The sequence below is a fragment of the Acidobacteriota bacterium genome (assembly GCA_016196035.1).
GTDB lineage: Bacteria > Acidobacteriota > Blastocatellia > RBC074 > RBC074 > JACPYM01.
In genome coordinates, this window is record JACPYM010000107.1 from 171,862 (window position 1) to 190,520 (window position 18,659).

The window sequence follows — 18,659 nt, forward strand, 5'->3', positions numbered from 1 at the left end:
AGTACGAGATGGCGACACCACAACAGAAACTTGTCTTTACCGAAGCGGAGTATCTGGCGTTCGAGCGTCAGGCAGACGAACGCCACGAATACATTGACGGACAAATCCGGGCGATGGCGGGCGAAAGCATGGAACACGCGCGCATTACCGCCAATCTGGCACGGGAACTCGGCAATGAGCTGAAAGGTAAACCCTGTGAGCCGCTTTTCAAGGACATGAAGGTGCGCAGCGGTCCCGCGCAAACAGCCAAAGCCAGATGGCCCCCCAAAGGCTTTTTCTCCTATCCCGACGTGGTGATCGTTTGCGGCCCGGTCTGTCATGACGAATTCCGGGACGTGGTGGTCAATCCTAAAGTCATTATCGAGGTGCTCTCCAAATCCACCGAAGCCTTTGACCGTGGCGAAAAGTTCAAACGCTATCGCAAGCACAACGGCACCTTGACCGACTACGTTTTGATCGCGCAGGACAAGCCTTACATAGAGCATTTCACGCGGCAGCCGGATGACAATTGGCTGCTCAAGCAGGTCGAAGGACTGGAAGCGAATTTATTCATCGCCTCGCTAGCCTGCCGCTTGTCGCTGGCTGAGCTTTACGACCGCGTGCCGTTCCCCCAGGATGAAGAAGCTAACGAAGAACCCGGCGAAAATGCGCCCGACGAAAGCGAAGAAAACTGATGCTGACCTTCAATCACATTCTCGAAGCCAAACAGCGCCTGCAAGGTGTCGCCCACCGCACGCCCGTGCTGACGTCGCGCCAATTCAACGAGGTGGCGGGGTGCGAGGTCTATTTCAAAGCCGAAAATCTGCAACGTGTCGGTGCCTTCAAATTTCGCGGCGCGTACAACAAGCTCGCCTCAATGAATGCCGAAGAACGAAAGCCGGGCGTACTGGCCTTTTCTTCAGGCAATCACGCGCAGGCAGTGGCGCTGGCAGCGCGGCTGTTCGGCGTGCCCGCCGTCATCGTGATGCCAGAAGACGCGCCCGAAATCAAAGTCCGCGCGACGCGGGGTTACGGCGCGGAAGTGATTTTTTATGACCGTTACGGCCAGAGCCGCGAAGAAATCGGCGACCGCCTCTGCGCCGAGCGCGGGATGACGCTGGTGCCGCCGTTTGACGATTATCTGATTATGGCCGGGCAAGGCACCGCCGCCTTGGAATTGCTGGAAGACGTGCCGGAATTGGATTGCTTGCTCGTGCCGGTCAGCGGCTGCGGTTTGCTGGCGGGCTGTGCGACAGCGGCCAATTATCTGCGCCCCTCCATTCGCATCTTCGGCGTCGAACCGGAAACCGGCAATGACACCTGGTTGTCTATGCAGAAAGGCGAACGTGTCGAAATCCCCGTGCCCAAAACGATTGCCGACGGTTTGCAAGTCAGTACGCCGGGCAAGCTGACCTTTCCGATTGTGCAGGCCCTGGTCGAACGCATCCTGTTGGTCAGCGACGATGAGATGATCGCGGCGCTGCGGTTCATGCTCGAACGCATGAAAGTGCTGGTCGAGCCTTCGGGCGCGGTGGGCGCGGCAGCCCTGTTTCATCACAAATACGATTTCACGGGACAGCGCGTCGGCGTGATTCTGTCGGGCGGGAATGTAGACTTGGCGAAGCTGGGGCAATGGCTGGGATCATAGGTAGCGCGGCTTTTGACAGGCCTCAGACCGGCGCGTAAAATCCGCGTTCATTAAATCACCCGCGCATTCAAGAGACCCCAACTATGGCTTGGTTCAAACGCAAAGAAGACAAGATCAGTGAACCCGCGCCCCCCGCAGAACGCACTGTTAAAACCGAAGGCATCTTCGTTAAGTGCCTGAACGAAAATTGCGGTGCCACCATCTATCGCAAAGACCTGAAAACCAACCTGAGCGTCTGTCCGACCTGCAATTATCACTTTCGCCTGACGGCCCGCGAACGTTTGCAGATGCTCTTCGACGATGGCCAATACGCAGAGCATGACGCCAATATCGCACCGATTGATCCACTGAAATTCGTAGACTCCTTACCCTATCCAGAGCGGTTGGCCAAAAGTCAAAAGGCGACCGGCTTGCGCGACGCGATCATCGTCGGCGCAGGCAAATTGGACGGACGCCAGGTCGTCATCGCCGCAATGGAATTCAATTTTATGGGCGGCAGCATGGGTTCCGTCGTGGGTGAAAAGATCACGCGCGCCATCGAATACTGTTTGGAAAACCGGCTGCCGCTGATCATCGTGTCCTGTTCCGGCGGCGCGCGGATGCAGGAGGGCGCGCTGTCGTTGATGCAAATGGCCAAGATTGCCGCCGCGCTTGCCTTATTGGACGACGCGCGCCTGCCCTATATTTCGCTGCTGACCAACCCAACGACGGGCGGCGTGACGGCGAGTTTCGCGATGCTAGGCGATTTGAATATCGCCGAGCCGGACGCGTTGATCGGCTTTGCCGGCGCACGCGTGATCGAACAAACTATTCGCCAGAAATTGCCGAAGGGTTTTCAACGCTCCGAATTCCTGCTGGCGCACGGCATGCTCGATGCCGTGGTGGATCGCCGCCAATTGCGCGAGTTTCTGATCCGCACCTTGGAATTCACCGGGCCAGACCAATAGAGACTGCGGATTGCGGATTGCGGCTTGCGGATTGAATGAGAGTCCGCGCCGCGTTTGGCGATGCGCACACCACGGGCTATCACAAATGACTTTTATGGCGCTCCTAATCCGCAATCCGCAATCCGCAATCCGCATTTCCCTGCTACTTGCGATCTGCCTGCTCTCACTGGCTTGCGCCAAAGACGGTGTGGCATCCAAACCCATGCCCACGCCAAATGCCACGGCCACGCCCGAACCGGAGCAGGCCAAGAAGACGACGGACTTTAGCGGCGAGCGCGCCTTCAACCACGTCAAAACGCAGGTCGAATTCGGCCCGCGCCCCGCCGGTTCCGCCGCATTGGAAAAAACGCGCGAGTATCTGGTCAAGGAACTGAAAAGCTATGGCCTGAAAGTCACACTGGATGAATTCACGCCCACCACGCCGCAGGGCAAGGTGAAAATGAAAAACATCATCGCCGAATTGCCCGGCGAAGCGCCTAACATCATCGCCATCGCCAGCCATTACGACACCAAACCCTATAAGGAATTCGCCTTCGTTGGGGCCAATGACGGCGGTTCGAGCACTGGCGCGCTGTTAGAAATCGCGCGCGTGATGGCTGCGGAGAAAACAAAGCGCAAGTTCACCTATCAATTCGTTTTCTTTGACGGCGAAGAAGCCTTTTGCGCGGACTGGAGCGAGTGCCTGAACGGCAAAGATCACACTTATGGCAGCAGCCACATGGTCGAACGGCTGCGCGCGGCCAAACAGCTCGAACAGATCAAGGCACTCATCCTGCTCGATATGATCGGCGATAAGGATTTGAAGATTCCGCGCGAGCAGAACTCTTCGTCCTGGCTCATGCAAGCGATCTGGGAGACCGCCCAAGAGGCCGGGTACAACAAAAATTTCCCGGCGCGCACGACCTACACCGAAGACGATCACGCGCGCTTTCTGGAAGCAGGTGTCTCGGCGGTGGACTTGATTGATTTTGAATACGGCGGCCCGGACAATCCTTACTGGCATACCAAAGAGGACACGCTCGATAAGATTAGCGCCCAAAGCCTGAAAGCAGTCGGCGATGTGGTGTTACTCAGCCTGCCCAAAATCGAAGCGCAGATTCGTTAATACAACTACGGGACAGACTGGCAAGCTTGCCGGTTTGTCCCACAACCATTGTCAGGTTTGAAATTGTAATGTTTCCCGCCAGGCTCCACTTATCAGCGTTACCCCCCTACAAGAAAAACCCAAACTGAAAGCAGCGCGACGTAATCTGACTTGGCTGCCAGCGTAAGCGCTATTGGCTAATCAGCTTGCATCTTTTGCGCGTCTATCGGATTATCTGCACGGCAAACGGCGGCGCGGGAAGCAGAAGCAGGCCGCTGGATGTCACCGAAGCTGTTTCCCCAGCAAATTTAAGCAGTCTGGTTCGCTGGATATGGTGCAGTTTGACCTTCCCCCTCAACTAGGTTTTCACGACAATTCGCAGGAACGAATCTGTACGCCGGTGTTGATCGTGTGATCATGCGCCGTCGTTCGGGTGTTGCCCGGTGTCTGGAACTTTAGCTCCAAAGCGCAGGCCGGGAGCGTCATTGTTATTGCGGTGTGCTTTCAGAAACAGCCAGAGCAATAACAGAGACGGGATTTGGACTAACAACTAAAGAAGGAAGAGTAGCTATGGCTAAGTGGGAATATAAGACGGTTGATTGGGGCGAGATTCGCAAGATCGGCTCGCGTATTACGGGTGAAGATTTCATTGACGCCAACGTGGACGCCGGGTTGAATTCGCTCGGACAAGATGGCTGGGAGTTGGTCGCGGTATACGTGGACGGGTACGCCGTGCATCGCAGCAATAAAGGTGAGGAGTTGCTTTCCAGCAGCCGCTACGTCAAATACACCTTCAAGCGGCCACCGGCCAATGCCTAACCCGCACAGAGTAGGCGAACGGTGATGAACCTGGCGTTACTGGCCTTGACCAAGTGGCTGCGGTTCATCACCGCTTCAGACTTTTTCGCGCTCATTTTTTGTGGTTGATCATTTCCTTGATGTCGGCAAACAGTATCTTGGTGATCTGGCCGTCGGCGCCCAGGACTTTGACCGCCGGTTTACTGAATGGCTGCGTGCTGCGCAAGTTGTCAATTTTACCGCGCACGCTGCGTCCGTCGTTGGTGCGTATCTCGACGTCATCGCTGTCGAGCATACCTTGTAATTTCTCCATCATCGTAAAAAAATCTGCCACGGTCTTCTCTCCCCTACTTGTGATGTGGTTTGTGGCCTGGGGCTTTCCCGCCGCCTTCTCTCTAAATTTCAAATCAAAATAAGCCGGTCATTTGTGTCCAAACGAGCTGCGCCGTCTGGGTCGCTTTCTCTTTCACCACCTCATCAAACCCGAACAGCAGCGCCAAAGCTTGAATTCCGTTATAAACGAAATGCGTCGCAACACCTGGCAGAATGCTGCCAGTCGCCGCGCGCAAGAGCGTGAGCACCAGACTCAATAACACAATCGTCGAAATCGCCGCCCAACTACCCCAGTACTGCGGCACGTGTACCAACGCAAATAAAAGAGTGGCGCCGCTCACGCCGCCGGCCATTCCCCAATTCCGCGCCAACCCCGGATAAAGCACGCCACGATACACAACCTCTTCAACCAACGGGGCTGACAGCACGGCGAGCAGGGCCGTCAACACGCGCACACTCATGCCGAGTTTCATCAACTTTTCCAGGTCGGTTTCCTGATGCGGCAGGATTTTCGAAAACAGAATCGCCACGCCCATCATCAACGCCGCCAAGGCGGTGGCATGCGCCCATTTGAATTGCGGATGCCAGCCCCAGCCCATGCTCTGCCAAAACGGACGTTGCCCCCGTTTCGTCACCACAAACCAACAAACTGCCAGTGTCAATAAATGTGCCGGAATCGCCGCCGCCAAGGACAGCATCGCCAGCAACCAATCAATCTGCATTTCTCTGGGCAACTTGCCCGTGCGTGAAACTTGCAGGGCAAAATAGATGACCATCGCGATGAGCTGCGTGCCAAACAGTAACGCAACGCTCACCGCCCAGGTCAACAACCCAGTACCAGCCCCCCAGCCTGCCGCTGGCGGCTCTGCCGAAGCCGTTTCGGCCAGTGCGTGCGCGCCTGGTTGACGAACTGTGGCGCAATGCGGGCAGGCTTCAGCAAATCCTGTTTCAAAGAGTTGCCCACAAGCTGAACAGTAATTCACTGCGGTTTCCATAAGTATTCCGACTTGCCCACTGCCTTCTATCAGGTGGATAAGCATCCGGCCACGGCCTCACCAACCACCATCGCCACTCTACACACGGGCATCAGGGGCGTCAAACCTTGCCTGTCGCACCTGAAAGCCGTTCGGCCCACAACAGCGCGATCAGCGTTTTGGAGTCTTCAATCTCGCCGCGCAGCGCCATTTGCACAGCTTCGGCCAAGGGCAAATAAACGACTTCAACCAACTCATCCTCATCCAATTGCTGCGCCGCAGGCTGCAAATCAGTGGCCAAATAGAAGTAAAGCCTCTCTGCGCAAAACCCCGGCGTCGTATAGAACTCGCACAGCTTTTCCATCCGTCCGGCGCGCCAGCCGATCTCTTGTTCAACCTCGCGCGTGGCGCATTCCAACGGCGTTTCGCCCGGCTCTAATTTCCCTGCCGGTATCTCTAGCAACTCCCTGCCCGCCGGATGCCGGTATTGCCGCACCAACGCCACGCGCCCATCGTCAAAGACCGGTAACGCGCCCGCGCCGCCGTGGTGGCGCACGACTTCGCGGACGATCTCCAAGCCGTTCGCTTCACGCAAGCGGTCGCGCACAACTTCGAAAACCAGTCCTTCGAAAATCGTTTCGGTGGTAAGCAGTTGGCGTGTCATCCGGCGTTTCTCTTGGCAAAGTTAGTAGTTGAACCGCAGTTCGTCCACGCCACGCAGCACGCTAGGAAGCGTGCGTACCCAGGGTTACAGCGGTTTTGGTTTATCGAACACAATCGTCTCGCGGTACGTCGCATAGGTTGCGCGCCCGTTCAGCTTGGCCGGATTGAAGCGGTATTGCCGGAAGGCTTCGATAGCTTTGTTGTTGTAAGCGGAATCGGGCGTGTCGAGCACCCGCACGTTGGTGACGCGGCCTTCGGGTGTAACGACGCCTTCCAGCGTGATCGAACCGCGCGGCGTCGCACCCGGCGGAAATTTGACCGGCTGACGATTGACCAGCGTCGGCAGTTCAAAGGTATCGCTGGAACTCAACTCGACCTTTGAGCCATAGGCGTCAGTCGGACGCGAGATGTCAGACGGCCGGTTCTGCAAGCCTTTGGCGACGATGATCGCGGGCGTCACCGTGATCAGCAAGGCGCGCGCTTCGGGCACCGACTCCATGCCCTCCGGCCCTTTGAATTCGCGGATGCCGAAGCCGCCGCGTTCGCCGCGCAGCATGACCGTCTCATAGTTATTGGCCGAGATGCTGGTGAATTCCATCAAGACCTGATTGCCGTATTGCACCTTGAGGTCGAAGCTGACTTCTTCGCGCGTGATCAGGCGCGGCGTCACCGTCAACGTGAACGGTTTCTCGTTCATCGGTTGCGTGTCGGTGAACGGCTCGCCCTCACGTAACCCGACCGAGGGGCGCAGGTGGCGCAACTTCATGTCTTCCGCGCCAAAGGTGCGCGTGATGTATTCGATCTCTTCGTCAGAGGTCGAGACGGTTTGTTTGAGCTTGGTCACCAAACCGAATTTCTTCGATTTCAAATCATCGAATTGATAGACAGCAATCGTGACACCAACACCGTAATCGGATTTTTTGAGCAGTTGCGCCTGTGCTGTAGTAGGCAATAGGCCGTAGGCCGTAAACAATAAACAGCCTAGCAACCAGCGTAACGCGGCAATACTTTGTCGCTCCATCACCCCGTCATCCTGTCGTTTCATTTGAATCATCTCGCTTCTCCTCCAACAACAACTGATAAGCTTCATTTTTAGAAATGCCGCGCAACCGCGCCGCCTGCTTCAACGCCTCATTGCGGCTCAAATCCAGTTCGCGCATTAACTCTTCAAGCTGTTCCGCAATCGAGCCGGACACGCCCGTTGCCGCATTATCGGCACGCCATCCCGCGATGACAAGCACCAGTTCGCCGCGCGGTTCTTGTTCAACAAAACGTTCAACCAAGGCGCGCAACGTTCCGCACGCAAATTCCTCGTGCAACTTGGTCAGCTCGCGCGCAACCACGGCCTGCCGGTCGCCCAGAATTTCCAGTGCATCAGCCAGCGTTTCGCGCAAGCGGTGCGGCGCTTCGTAAAGAACGAGCGTGGCGCGCTGGGTTTGCAATTCCTCAAAGCGCGCCCGCCGAGCCTGCTGTTTCGGTGGCAGGAAGCCCGCAAACAAAAACGCATCCGTCGGCAAGCCGGATGCAATCAAGGCCGTAATCAATGCCACTGGCCCTGGAATCGGGACGACCGCAATGCCCCGCTCAATCGCCGCCGTCACGAGGCGATAGGCCGGATCGGAAATGCCGGGCGTCCCTGCATCGCTGACCAGCGCGATGCTCGCGCCTTGCGCTATGCGCTCAACTAACTCAGCCGCTCGTTCGCGTTCGTTATGTTCGTGGTAACTGACCAGCGGTTTGCTGATACCGAAGTGTTGCAACATTCGCCCGGTGTGGCGCGTGTCTTCGCAAGCGATCAGGTCAACCTCACGCAAAATGCGCAAGGCGCGCAGCGTAATGTCTTCCAAATTCCCAATTGGCGTGGCAACCAGATAGAGCGGCATAACCGAGAGCGAAGAAAGAATGAAGCAAAGGGTGAATTTCAGCCTTTGCTTCATTCTTCCTTCGAGATGCCATCATTCAAATTCGGATCCTTCCACACCCAAATCCCACCCTTGATGCCGTAAGTGTTCGAGACGACTTCGATGTCGTGCGTCAATTTGAAGGAGAGATTCGCGGCATTGCCGCCGCCCAAATACAGCCGGTCGAAATTCGTCAGCGTGCGGAAGTAATCAATCGCCATCTGCACGCGTTTGTTCCAGCGCCGTTTGCCGACTTCTTTGAACGCACGGTTGCCGAGTTGTTCTTCGTAGGTCTCTCCTTTGCGAAACGGGATGTGCGCCAATTCCAAATGCGGAGCCAACCGTCCATCTTCAAACAATGCCGAACCGAGGCCGGTGCCGAGCGTCAGCACCAACTCTACGCCTTTGCCTTTGATCGCGCCGAGGCCCTGCATATCGGCGTCGTTGATGACGATGACCGGTTTGCCGGTCAGCTTTTGCAAGGCGATTTGCAGGTCGAAACCTTTCCAACCTTGCGGATCGAGATTGACGCCTGACAGCGTGCGCCCGTGCCGTACCACGCCAGGGAAGCCGGCTGAGATGCGGTCATAGGGCGGCAATTGCGCGGTCAACTCTTTGAACTTTTCCAGCAAGACGCGCGGCGGACAGGGCTGCGGCGTATCCACGCGCACACGCGCCGTCAGCATCTCGCCCTGTTCATCCAGGATCGAAGCCTTCAACCCCGAACCACCGATGTCGAAAGCGAGCGTCTTGATACCTTGGTAATCCAGCGGCGCGGGTGGCGCGGTGATGATGAGGGCAGCAGGCGCGGTCTTCGAGCGTGCTTTCTTGGCAGCCTGCTTGGGGGCCGTCTTCCTAGTATTTTTGGGCGCAGCTTTGCGGGCCGGTTTCGTTTTCTTCTGTTTCGTCGTAGGCATTCAACTCTCCGAAATTTGGATTGCTTTGCGTTGGCGCTGCATTGCGTTTGTGCGTAAAATCGCGGCGCTCGGAATATAACTGAATCATCACCAATTGCGAAGAGGAACGAGATCATGCAAATCGCTCGTTGGAACATGCATCTGGCGCTGCTCGCGCTTTCATTCTGCGGCCTGACCGCCACAGCCAAACCGCTCGATCCGTTGAAGCCCGGCCCGCATCCCGTGGGCGTGACGACCACCGTTTTTGTTGACCACAAACGCACCGACGCCTTCACCAAGGAGCCGCGCACGCTGGTCACCGAAATCTGGTATCCGGCGGCAGACGATGCGCGCAACCTGCCGAAAAACAAACTCTCGAATTTCTTCCCCGGCGGCATCACGCCGCAATTGGATGGCCTGCTCAAGCTGGCGTTCAAAAAACCGGTTGCCGAGTTGGATCAGCAGTATTTCAACGATGCCGTCCGCGACGCCCGCGTGCGCGAAGGCAAATTCCCGGTCATCATTTTTTCGCACGGCAATCGCGGCATGCGCATGCAAAACACCTTCTGGTGCGATTACCTGGCTTCGCACGGTTACGTCGTCGTTTCCGCCGACCACACCGGCAACGCCATCGTTACGCTGCTCAACGGCAAGCCGATCCTGTATCAGAACAATGGCCGCGAACAGTCGTGGATTGATCGCCCGCTTGATATGAGCTTCTTGCTCGATCAAATCACGCTTTGGCAGAACGGCGCGGACAGCCGCTTTGCAGGCAAGCTTGACTTGAGCAAACCGGTCGCCGCCGGGATGTCCTTCGGTTCGATGACCGCCATTCGCGTGGCCGATGTGGACGCGCGATTCAAAGCCGTGCTCGCCATGTCCGGCGCGCCCGAAGATCACGCCAACCTGACCGTGCCTTCGCTCTACATGCTCGGCAGCGAAGACACCACGATCAAAGAGGAAGGCAATAAACGCGTGCGCGAAAACTACGCCAAACACACCGGCCCGGCGTTTTTGTTGGAGCTGAAAGACGGCGGCCATTATTCCTTCACCGATGTCTTCAAGCTGGACAAGAACTTCGGCGACGGCATCGGCAAGGGCAAGCGGCGCGCGACGGGCGAAGAGTTTGAATTCACTTCGATGGAAACGACCTATGCCGTGATCAACGCCTATAGCATCGCGTTCCTGGGTTACTACGTGCGCGGCGAACAGGAGTATTTGCCGTTTCTGCAACAGAACCACTGGCCGCGCGAATTGATCTGGAAAGCGAGCGGCGTGAGCGCGGGGCAAACGACGCACGCGAATTGACGACGCGCGTCGCCGATAAGGTACGAGGCGCGTCAAGCTTCATTTGATTCGTAAAGCCCTGAAAGGGCGAAATTCAATCGCCAGGGGCACAGCGAAGCGACGCCCCTGGTACTTGTGCCAAGATGATTCACAAGCCCTGAAAGGGCGAAATTGCGAGTGATTATTGCGCCCCTTCAGGGCTTGTCTGATTTGACGCCGCGACCCAGGGCAACGCCCTGGGCTACTGAATGTCGCCCTTTCAGGGCTTTGAGTATCTGTGAGGTAACACGATGTCCAGAAAAGCCCTCTTCATCACGTTGCTCTTTTGCGCCTTGGCGCAAGCGCCCATCTTCCCATCGCGCCAGTTACAAGCCCAACAAGCCAAACCAACCTCCACGCCTGTTGCCGCCACCGACTTCGCCCGCCTGATCGAACGCCTGTCCGAACCTGGCGGTTATTTCGACACCGACAACCTGATCTCGAACGAAGCCTCGTTCCAGCACGTGATGGGCGCGCTGCGCAAACGCAACGTCACGGGCGGCGCGTACATTGGCGTAGGCCCCGACACCGGCTTCACCTATATCGCGCAGATTCGCCCGAAGCTGGCCTTCATGATTGATATTCGCCGCGACAATCTGTTGCAGCATCTCTGGTTCAAAGCGCTGTTCGCAATGTCGCGCAATCGGCTGGAATACCTCTGCCACATCTTCGGCAAACCCATGCCAGTGGATGTGAAAGCCTGGGACGCGAAGAGCATCGCGCAACTGCTCGAATATCTCGACAAGACGCCGAAGAAGACCGAACTGTTTGAGCAAACGCGCAACGAGATTCAAACCCGCGTCAAAGCAATGGGCCTGCCGCTCAAAGCCGATGAACTCGACAATATCAGACGCATTCACCAGGAATTTTTCAACGCCGGATTGGAGCTGCGCTTCACCAGCAAAGGGCGCGGCTCGCGTTCGTACTATCCCGACTACCGTGACTTGCTGCTGGAAAAAGACCTGACCGGCAAGCAGTGCAACTATCTCGTCAACGAAGCCGATTTCCAGTATGTCAAGTCGCTCGAAGACAAAGACCTGATCATCCCCGTCGTCGGCGACCTCGCGGGCAAAGCAGCGCTCGCCAACATCGGCAAATACATTGCTGAGAAAGGCGAAAAGGTCTCGGCCTTTTACACCTCCAACGTAGAGTTTTACCTGATGCGCGGTTACGGCAGCAGCTTCGACCAGTTCGCCGAGAACCTGCGGCAGTTGCCGCGCAACGAGCATTCGGTGTTTATCCGCAGCTACTTCAACGGCTCGATGGGTTACGACCACCCGCAAACGGTGAACGGTTATTACAGCACGCAACTGCTGCAAACGCTGGACAGCTTTGTGAAGGAGTTTGGCAGCGGCGGGTATCAGTCGTATCAAGATTTGATCAGCAAGCACTTACTAGAATTGAAATAACCTGGGTACGCATCGCTTCCAGCGTGCAGTCTCAATGGCAGACGGCTTCCTTCCGGCAGGAATACGTCTTGAGCCGAGACTGCACGCTGGAAGCGATGCGTACCCAGGGCGAGCCTTCTGAGTTCCTGTCCGGTCGCCTAGCGACTATATGGATAATCGTATGCTGAAACCGTTCACCGTTTGCTTGGGAATTATGCTCCTCTCCGCCAGTGTCGGCCTTGCCGTTCAAGAACCAACGCGCTTACCCTCCCAGCCCCAACCTGTCTCACCAGTGGTTCCGCCGTATCCGCCAATCGCGCGCGCTGCTTGTGTCCAAGGCCCGGTGGCTGTAGTCGTTGAGGTTGACCCAATGGGCAATGTTACGGCGACCGATGTCTTGTATGGCCATCCGTTATTGTGGCAAACAGCTTTGAAAGCTGCGAGCAGTTGGCAATTTGACACCGTTAGAGATGAATCAAACCGACGTCGAGAAGTGCTTCGGTTTGCTTTTCACATCTTGCCCTTTGAAATTCCCGAGAAGAAGCTGGAACCGCTGTGGTCTAGCCGCACCGATGTGGAGGTCAAAGCGCATCCCTTCGAGCCGAGTTGTGATGATTGTACTGAGAAACGCCGCCGCCAACTTCGTCGCGGGGGATGTCCTGCACAGCCTTGAGCATAGCAACCACCGGCGGCTGACCAATAGCAGCAACCGATGCAAGGCGAGCGAGTTTCTCATCGTATTTCGAGCGCTCTATGTCGCGCTCGGTTGCGCCCGGCGCTAGACCATTTATTACGCGTATGAACATCACCCAAAAACGCATCTACGACGTCTGCATCATCGGCTCCGGCGCTGCCGGTGGCTTTGCCGCCAAGGAACTGACCGCCGCCGGGGCCGACACCATCCTGCTCGAAGCCGGCAACAAGGGCCGCCTGGAAGACCTCTACATCCACGACGCGCCGTATGAATTGCCCAAGCGCGGCTTTGGGCTGTTCAAACAGGCGACGCTCTATCCCGACAACATCCGCAACGCCATCGAATTTCGCGGCGAGCGCGTTGGCATTGACCGCATCCGCACGTTGGGGGGCCGCACCTTTCATTGGAACGCCGCCAGCTTTCGCTTTTCCGCCGACGATTTCCGCGAACATTCGCTGTTCGGGATCGAAGAGGATTGGCCGCTGAGCTATGAAGAACTCGCACCGTTTTACTCTTACGTCGAACGCGAGATGCACGTCTTTGGCACCAAGGAAAACCTGCCGCACCTGCCCGATGGCAATTTCGTAGCCGAGTCGCCTGCGCTGCGCTGCTCCGAACGCTACGCGCAAACGCGGCTGGCCAAACGCGGCATCAAGCTCATCCCCACGCGCAAGGCCGTGTTGTTAAAAGGCAAGACCGGGCGCGGCGCTTGTCATTTCTGCGGTCATTGCATGGACGTGTGCGACGCCCGCGCCGTCTGGTCGAGCGACATCACGGTCATTCCCGAAGCGTTGGCGACGGGCAAGCTGACGTTGCGGATGAATGCGCTGGCGCGGCAGGTGTTGGTGGATAAGGAAGGCCGGGCCAGCGGCGTTTCGATCATTGACCGCGTGACGGGCAAGGAAGAAGAGATTCACGCGCGCGTCATCGTGCTGGCTTGCGCTTCGGTTGAATCGGCACGGCTGCTGCTCAATTCCAAATCGGATAAATTCCCCAACGGCCTCGCCAACAACAACGATGTGGTGGGCCGCTACCTGACCGGCCACATCAACTATGCCACGACGGGTTATGTGAAAGAGTTGCTCGGCAAGGATACGTTCACCGGCGATGGTGCGACCGATCACGCCTACATTCCGCGTTTCAATCATCTGCCCTCTTGGCGTGGAAGCAAGCCAAGCTACGTCGGCGGCTGGGGGATGCAACTCAACTATCACCATTGGGATTCGGTGCCGCACGCCAGGCAAGTCGCGGGCTTCGGTTCTAGCTACAAGCAGCGCGTGCGCGACTTGCAACCGGCGATGTTCCAGGTCGGCGCGTGGGGCAAGGTCGAAGCGCGCGCCAGCAATCGCGTCACGGTTGACCCAGCCAAAACCGACAAGCACGGCATCCCGATTCCGATCATTGATTTTCAGTGGAGCGAGAACGATTTGGCCTTGTTCAAAGAGATGACGGATTCGATTTTTGAAGTCTTCGCGGCCTGTGGTACCGACATGATTTTGAAAAACGACGTGAAGCCGGGCGGCTTTGCCAGCCATGAAACCGGCACGGTCAGAATGGGCAAAGACCCAAAGACTTCAGCACTCAACAGCTATTGCCAAGCGCACGAGGTCAAGAACCTGTTCGTCGTGGATGGCGGTAGCTTCACGACCTTTTCGGAAAAGAACCCGACGCTGACGATTGCGGCGTTGTCGGTGCGGGCTTCGCGGTACATCGCCGAGCAAAGGAAGAAGCGCAACTTATAGCTCAACTCATCCGGCAAGAATTGGAATCACCGCCGTCTGAATCGGCTGCCCCGCGATCTCCACCGTACCTTCGCCCACGTACACATCAATCTCTGACCGCAAGCCGAAATCGCCCGGCAAATAAATGCCTGGCTCAATCGAAAAGCAGGTGCGCGGCATAATCACCCGGCTGTCGGGCGTTTCGAGGTTATCAATGTTCGCGCCGTTGCCGTGGACTTCTTCGCCGATGGAATGGCCGGTGCGATTGAGGAAGTTGTCGCCGTAACCCGCGTTCACGATCACCGCGCGCGACACGTCATCCACCTCAGCGCCGCGAAACTGCGCGCCCGCCGCGACCTTGGCGCGAATGAACGCCACTGCGGCATCGCGCGCGCCCGCGACGATGTCGAAGATGCGCGTGTACTTTTCGGGCACCGTCGCACCGACAAAACCCGTCCAACTCAGATCGGCATAGACGGACGCGGGCTGTTTCAACTTCGCCCACACATCCAGCAGCACAAAATCGCCCGCGTTGATCGGCGCGTGGCGTTCGGCGTTCGGGCTGTAATGCGGCATCGCGGCGTTGGCGTTGACCGCGACGATAGGCGGCGCGTCGGCGTGCATGTTTTCTTCGGCAAAGCGCCGCCACATGAATTGCTGGATCGCGTATTCAGTCAGCGCCTCATTCGCCCGAATGCCGCGCGCGATTTCGGCGAAGGCCTCGTGAATGATGCGATGCACTTTGATGGCCGCTTCGACGTGCGTGGCGTGCTGGGCGGGCGACCAGACGGCTTCAAACACTTGCACCAGGTCGGCACTCGTGATGACTTCGACGCCGAAGCTGCGCACGAGTTCGAGCGTCCCGGCGTCTACACGAGCGATGTACGGAATCGCGTTGTTGGGCGAATACTGCATCGCAATGCGCTGCGCGCCGCTCAACGCTTCGGCCACCGCCGCCTGCAACGCCTGCCAACGCAAATAAATGATCTTGCGGCCCGGCAGGTCGTCGAGTTTGTCGGTCTCGATGGCGTGCACGATCTTGACCGGTTCGCCCGCCGCGGGGACGTAATAAAACCAGCGGCGCGTGGCATGCGCGTGCGGATCGAGTTTCAAGATGCGCCACGCCAGCGGATCGCTGTGACGGAAGTCGTAAAACAGCCAGCCGGACAAGCCTGCCTCACGCAGGGCGGTTTGGATTTCAGTAACACGAGTGGAATGGGTGAATGACATAAACTCCCTTTTGATCTGAGTAGTAAATCAACTGACAAAGAGATCACGGAACAGACGGAAATAACGGAACAAGCGGAAGGTTGTTAGCCAAATGTAGTTCCGTGTGTTCCGTTATTTCCATCTGTTCCGTGATCTCTTTCCTATCGGTCTTACTTGCGCTACCACCTGAATTCAGGATCACTTTATTGTAAGCGGTTCGGCTTTGCCCAATGCACACGCGCCAACAGCAAATCGCCGCCGAAGTTGGCCGGGATGACTTCGCCCACCGTGATCCACGATTCGCTGGCGTTGATGTTGACGGTGTGAAAGTTGCCGTAGTGCGGGACTTCATTGGGACGATTCACCGGGTCGCCGTACAGCGGAAAGACCGTGCGCTCCGTTGCGCGTATCAGTCGTTGCGTCTTTTCATTTACGCGCGCGATGAACAAGGGCGAGCGCCAGCGCATTACTTTTTCGTTCTCCGCCGTCTTGCGTGTGTAAACCAAAAACAGTCCTTCCGAATGCGCCAGCCAATGCTGCTGCGTCGTAGACATCGCCAGCGCCTCGCCATCATCGAACTTCCACGCGACCGGCTCGCTCCACTGCAAACCATCTTTCGACGTGTTGACGTAACCAAAGCCGTCTTCGGCACGAATCGTCAGGAAATACTGACCGCGAAAATGCACGAGCGAGGGTTCCAGCAAGCCGCGTTTGACCGTGTTGCGCAACTCATTGCCGACTTGTTTGAGCTTGAGTTCCTTGCCATCAAACGAACAGAGCGCCGTGGTGACGCCGTAATCGGCACGCTCCTTAGGCCGGAACGACATGGGAATCAGCGCGTCGCCATTCGGCAAGATCAGCCATTGCGCGCCGCCCGCCGTATAAAGCGCGCTGCCACGCGGGTCGTTCCATTCCAGCCGCTGACGTGACGACCAATTCCCTTTGGCATCGCGCACGACATAGACCGGGTAACGTTGCGGCTGTTCGGGAAAGTATTTGCCATCGCGGTAATAGACGATGTGGCCGAGCGCGATGATGCTTTTGGTGTTCGGGTGATATTGCGGCATCACATCGCTGACGGCCTCTTCGATGCCGCCCGCGTATGGCCGCCGTCCGAAGCCGGGCACGGGTTGCAGCGCGCTCCACGTTTGCCAATCCGCGCCATCACCCCGCACCTCCTGCCATTGCACCGGGCCGTAATAGTCGGAGCCTTTGATCCATTGCAAGGTCATGAATTTTTGTGCGCCCTGCGGCGAAGGCAACACGCACAGGCGCGGCAGGAACCACGTCGTGCCCTGGTTGTCGCGGTTGCGATTCCAAGTAATGTGTTCGATGCGTGCGATCAGGTCGCGCGGCGCGGAGGCAGCGACGGAAAGAATGCCGTAGACACCTGCGGCAAGGCCGCAGACAAGGATGATTAAGCTAAGTTGTTGGTATGTTCGTTTCATCAGGATGCAGTTGCACGTTTTCGGCCCGCGAAGGCGGGCGGCAGCATAAAGCCTGGGGGGAAGACGGCAGCCGGAACCCTAGATCGGTTTCACTTCGGTGTATGGCAAAAAGCCGCGCCGCGGTACTGTCCCGGCGCAGCGCGCCTACCGTACACGCAAATGAAAACCGATCTAGGAAAGCGTCCATTGAATCTATAAGCCCACGGAGTGGGCGGCAGACATTCAGCAAACATTAAATGGCGGGCCACTATCTGTCGCCCGCCTTCGCGGGCTTGGCGCATTCTCGCTAGCGTACCCAGGGTTCCGCGCTAACGCGCTCCACCCTGGGCTTTATGCTGCCGCCCGCGTTCGCGGGCTGAAGAACTCACCCGGCCTTACCTCAGGCTTGGCGTACATCAAACCGTGGCCAACCGGCGCGCCTGTTCGCCCTGTTTTTCCTGCGGCTGCACACGCCACAACACAACCGCCGCGACCAACAACAACAGCGCCGAAGCCTGCAACGCGCCGCCCAATCCGATGGTGCTTTTCAACGCCCCAGCCAGCGCCGCCATTGTGCCGCCGACAATGCAACCCGCCAAGTTGAACAGGCCATAGCCCGTCGCGCGCACATGCGCGGGCGCAATCTGGCACAGGATCGGCATCGCGTTGCAATCCAGCAAGCCCCGGCTCAAGCCATACACGACCAGACAAACCGACAGCACCAGCGGCGACGAAGTCCAGCCGACGACGAATAGAAATACGCCGCCCGCCGCAAAGCCCGCGACCGGCACCAGCACGCGGGCGCGCGGATTGGTGCGGCTCCAACGGTCAGCCAACACGCCGCCACCCAGGATTCCGGCAAAGGCCGCCGCCTGAATGTAAAAGGTCGCCGAAAAGCCCGCGCCCGTCAGCGTCATCTGAAAGCGTTCGTAAAGATAGAGCGGCAGCCACGTCAGCACGATCCAACCGGCGACGGAAAAGAGCGTGAAGGCCGCGCCCAGCAACAGAAAGTCGCGGTTGGATAGCAAGTCCGTGAGCGCCGCCCACCAATCCGTTTGCGTTGTCGCCGGGTCAACGCGCGACGCAACATCGGCTTCACGCAAGCCCACGATTAGCACGACGGAATACGCAATGCCCGCCACGCCCAACCACGTGAACGCCGCGCGCCAGCCGTACTGTTGCCCGATCCAGCCGCCCGCCCAGCCGCCTGCGATCATGCCGATGTAAAGGCCGCTCTGGTGCAAGCCCGTCGCCAGCGAGCGCGTGCGTTCGCCGTGATGATCGGCCAGCAAGGCCAGCGCCGCCGGGATGTAGCAGGCTTCGCTGATGCCCATCAACGCGCGCGCGCCCAGCAGTTGCCCGAAGCCGCTGACGTGCCCGGTCGCCCAGGTGACGGCAGACCAGACGAACAAACTGACGAGGATGATTTTGCTGCGGCTGAAGCGGTCGGCCAAATACCCGCCGAAGGGACTGAGCGCGCCATATACCCACAGGAACGCGGGCGTGACCAAACCGAGTTGCGCATCACTGACCTGAAACTCCGCACGCAGCAGCGGGAACAGCGAAAAGATCACCTGCCGGTCAAGGTAATTGAGCATTCCCACGACCCAGAGCAGCGCGACTAGAAGCCAGGCGTAGTGTGTGCGTTTCACGATTCGATTCTCCCGCAAA

At 57.8% G+C, this 18,659-nt stretch carries 18 protein-coding genes; 9 read left to right on the forward strand and 9 right to left on the reverse strand.

The window, feature by feature from the left end:
• Positions 1 to 8 precede the first annotated feature (8 nt).
• The 5 genes from HY011_30510 to HY011_30530 all read left to right on the forward strand — a co-directional run bounded on the left by HY011_30510 (position 9) and on the right by HY011_30530 (position 4,477).
• Entirely contained in the window at positions 9 to 674 is a 666-nt protein-coding gene (locus HY011_30510) for a Uma2 family endonuclease (protein MBI3427281.1), read from the forward strand.
• Positions 674 to 1,627 (forward strand): threo-3-hydroxy-L-aspartate ammonia-lyase, encoded by a 954-nt coding sequence (locus tag HY011_30515; GenBank protein MBI3427282.1) that lies wholly within the window; start codon positions 674 to 676, stop codon positions 1,625 to 1,627. Before HY011_30510 ends, HY011_30515 begins: the two co-directional genes overlap by 1 nt.
• Before the next feature lie 83 nt (positions 1,628 to 1,710).
• Positions 1,711 to 2,574 (forward strand): acetyl-CoA carboxylase carboxyltransferase subunit beta, encoded by an 864-nt coding sequence (locus HY011_30520; GenBank protein MBI3427283.1) that lies wholly within the window; start codon positions 1,711 to 1,713, stop codon positions 2,572 to 2,574.
• A 94-nt stretch (positions 2,575 to 2,668) separates the two neighbouring features.
• Positions 2,669 to 3,679, forward strand: coding sequence for a M28 family peptidase (locus HY011_30525; protein ID MBI3427284.1), 1,011 nt, complete (start codon positions 2,669 to 2,671; stop codon positions 3,677 to 3,679).
• A gap of 549 nt (positions 3,680 to 4,228) precedes the next feature.
• Complete coding sequence (locus HY011_30530) at positions 4,229 to 4,477, forward strand: DUF4177 domain-containing protein (GenBank protein ID MBI3427285.1); 249 nt, start codon at positions 4,229 to 4,231, stop codon at positions 4,475 to 4,477.
• A gap of 91 nt (positions 4,478 to 4,568) precedes the next feature.
• On the opposite strand, the gene HY011_30535 is transcribed toward HY011_30530, so the two are convergent.
• The 6 genes from HY011_30535 to HY011_30560 all read right to left on the reverse strand — a co-directional run bounded on the left by HY011_30535 (position 4,569) and on the right by HY011_30560 (position 9,244).
• A complete protein-coding gene (locus HY011_30535) occupies positions 4,569 to 4,790 on the reverse strand; it encodes a hypothetical protein (GenBank protein ID MBI3427286.1) in 222 nt (73 codons plus the stop codon).
• 73 nt (positions 4,791 to 4,863) lie between these two features.
• A complete protein-coding gene (locus HY011_30540) occupies positions 4,864 to 5,784 on the reverse strand; it encodes a CPBP family intramembrane metalloprotease (GenBank protein MBI3427287.1) in 921 nt (306 codons plus the stop codon).
• Positions 5,785 to 5,884: 100 nt separating this feature from the next.
• Positions 5,885 to 6,427 carry an NUDIX hydrolase gene (locus HY011_30545; GenBank protein ID MBI3427288.1) on the reverse strand — a complete coding sequence of 181 codons (543 nt, stop codon included), beginning with the start codon at positions 6,425 to 6,427 and terminating at the stop codon, positions 5,885 to 5,887.
• Between the two features lie 84 nt (positions 6,428 to 6,511).
• Positions 6,512 to 7,480, reverse strand: coding sequence for a TonB family protein (locus HY011_30550; GenBank protein ID MBI3427289.1), 969 nt, complete (start codon positions 7,478 to 7,480; stop codon positions 6,512 to 6,514).
• Positions 7,455 to 8,309, reverse strand: a complete 855-nt coding sequence (rsmI, locus tag HY011_30555; GenBank protein MBI3427290.1) for a 16S rRNA (cytidine(1402)-2'-O)-methyltransferase — start codon at positions 8,307 to 8,309, stop codon at positions 7,455 to 7,457. Before rsmI ends, HY011_30550 begins: the two co-directional genes overlap by 26 nt.
• 50 nt (positions 8,310 to 8,359) lie before the next feature.
• On the reverse strand, positions 8,360 to 9,244 hold the full coding sequence (locus HY011_30560) for an ROK family protein (GenBank protein MBI3427291.1): 885 nt from the start codon (positions 9,242 to 9,244) through the stop codon (positions 8,360 to 8,362).
• 114 nt (positions 9,245 to 9,358) lie between these two features.
• Here HY011_30560 and HY011_30565 point away from each other — a divergent pair, with 114 nt between their 5' ends.
• The 4 genes from HY011_30565 (at position 9,359) to HY011_30580 (ending at position 14,373) form a co-directional block, all read left to right on the forward strand.
• On the forward strand, positions 9,359 to 10,531 hold the full coding sequence (locus HY011_30565) for a dienelactone hydrolase family protein (GenBank protein ID MBI3427292.1): 1,173 nt from the start codon (positions 9,359 to 9,361) through the stop codon (positions 10,529 to 10,531).
• Between the two features lie 269 nt (positions 10,532 to 10,800).
• Positions 10,801 to 11,958 (forward strand): hypothetical protein, encoded by a 1,158-nt coding sequence (locus tag HY011_30570; protein ID MBI3427293.1) that lies wholly within the window; start codon positions 10,801 to 10,803, stop codon positions 11,956 to 11,958.
• Between the two features lie 160 nt (positions 11,959 to 12,118).
• Positions 12,119 to 12,610 carry an energy transducer TonB gene (locus tag HY011_30575; protein MBI3427294.1) on the forward strand — a complete coding sequence of 164 codons (492 nt, stop codon included), beginning with the start codon at positions 12,119 to 12,121 and terminating at the stop codon, positions 12,608 to 12,610.
• Positions 12,611 to 12,735: 125 nt separating this feature from the next.
• Positions 12,736 to 14,373 (forward strand): GMC family oxidoreductase, encoded by a 1,638-nt coding sequence (locus tag HY011_30580; GenBank protein ID MBI3427295.1) that lies wholly within the window; start codon positions 12,736 to 12,738, stop codon positions 14,371 to 14,373.
• 6 nt (positions 14,374 to 14,379) lie between these two features.
• Here the strand turns inward: HY011_30580 and HY011_30585 are convergent, their stop codons facing one another.
• The 3 genes from HY011_30585 to HY011_30595 all read right to left on the reverse strand — a co-directional run bounded on the left by HY011_30585 (position 14,380) and on the right by HY011_30595 (position 18,640).
• Positions 14,380 to 15,582 (reverse strand): aminopeptidase P family protein, encoded by a 1,203-nt coding sequence (locus HY011_30585; protein ID MBI3427296.1) that lies wholly within the window; start codon positions 15,580 to 15,582, stop codon positions 14,380 to 14,382.
• 182 nt (positions 15,583 to 15,764) lie between these two features.
• A complete protein-coding gene (locus HY011_30590) occupies positions 15,765 to 17,009 on the reverse strand; it encodes an exo-alpha-sialidase (protein MBI3427297.1) in 1,245 nt (414 codons plus the stop codon).
• Between the two features lie 395 nt (positions 17,010 to 17,404).
• Positions 17,405 to 18,640 carry an MFS transporter gene (locus tag HY011_30595; protein ID MBI3427298.1) on the reverse strand — a complete coding sequence of 412 codons (1,236 nt, stop codon included), beginning with the start codon at positions 18,638 to 18,640 and terminating at the stop codon, positions 17,405 to 17,407.
• Between the last annotated feature and the right edge of the window lie 19 nt (positions 18,641 to 18,659).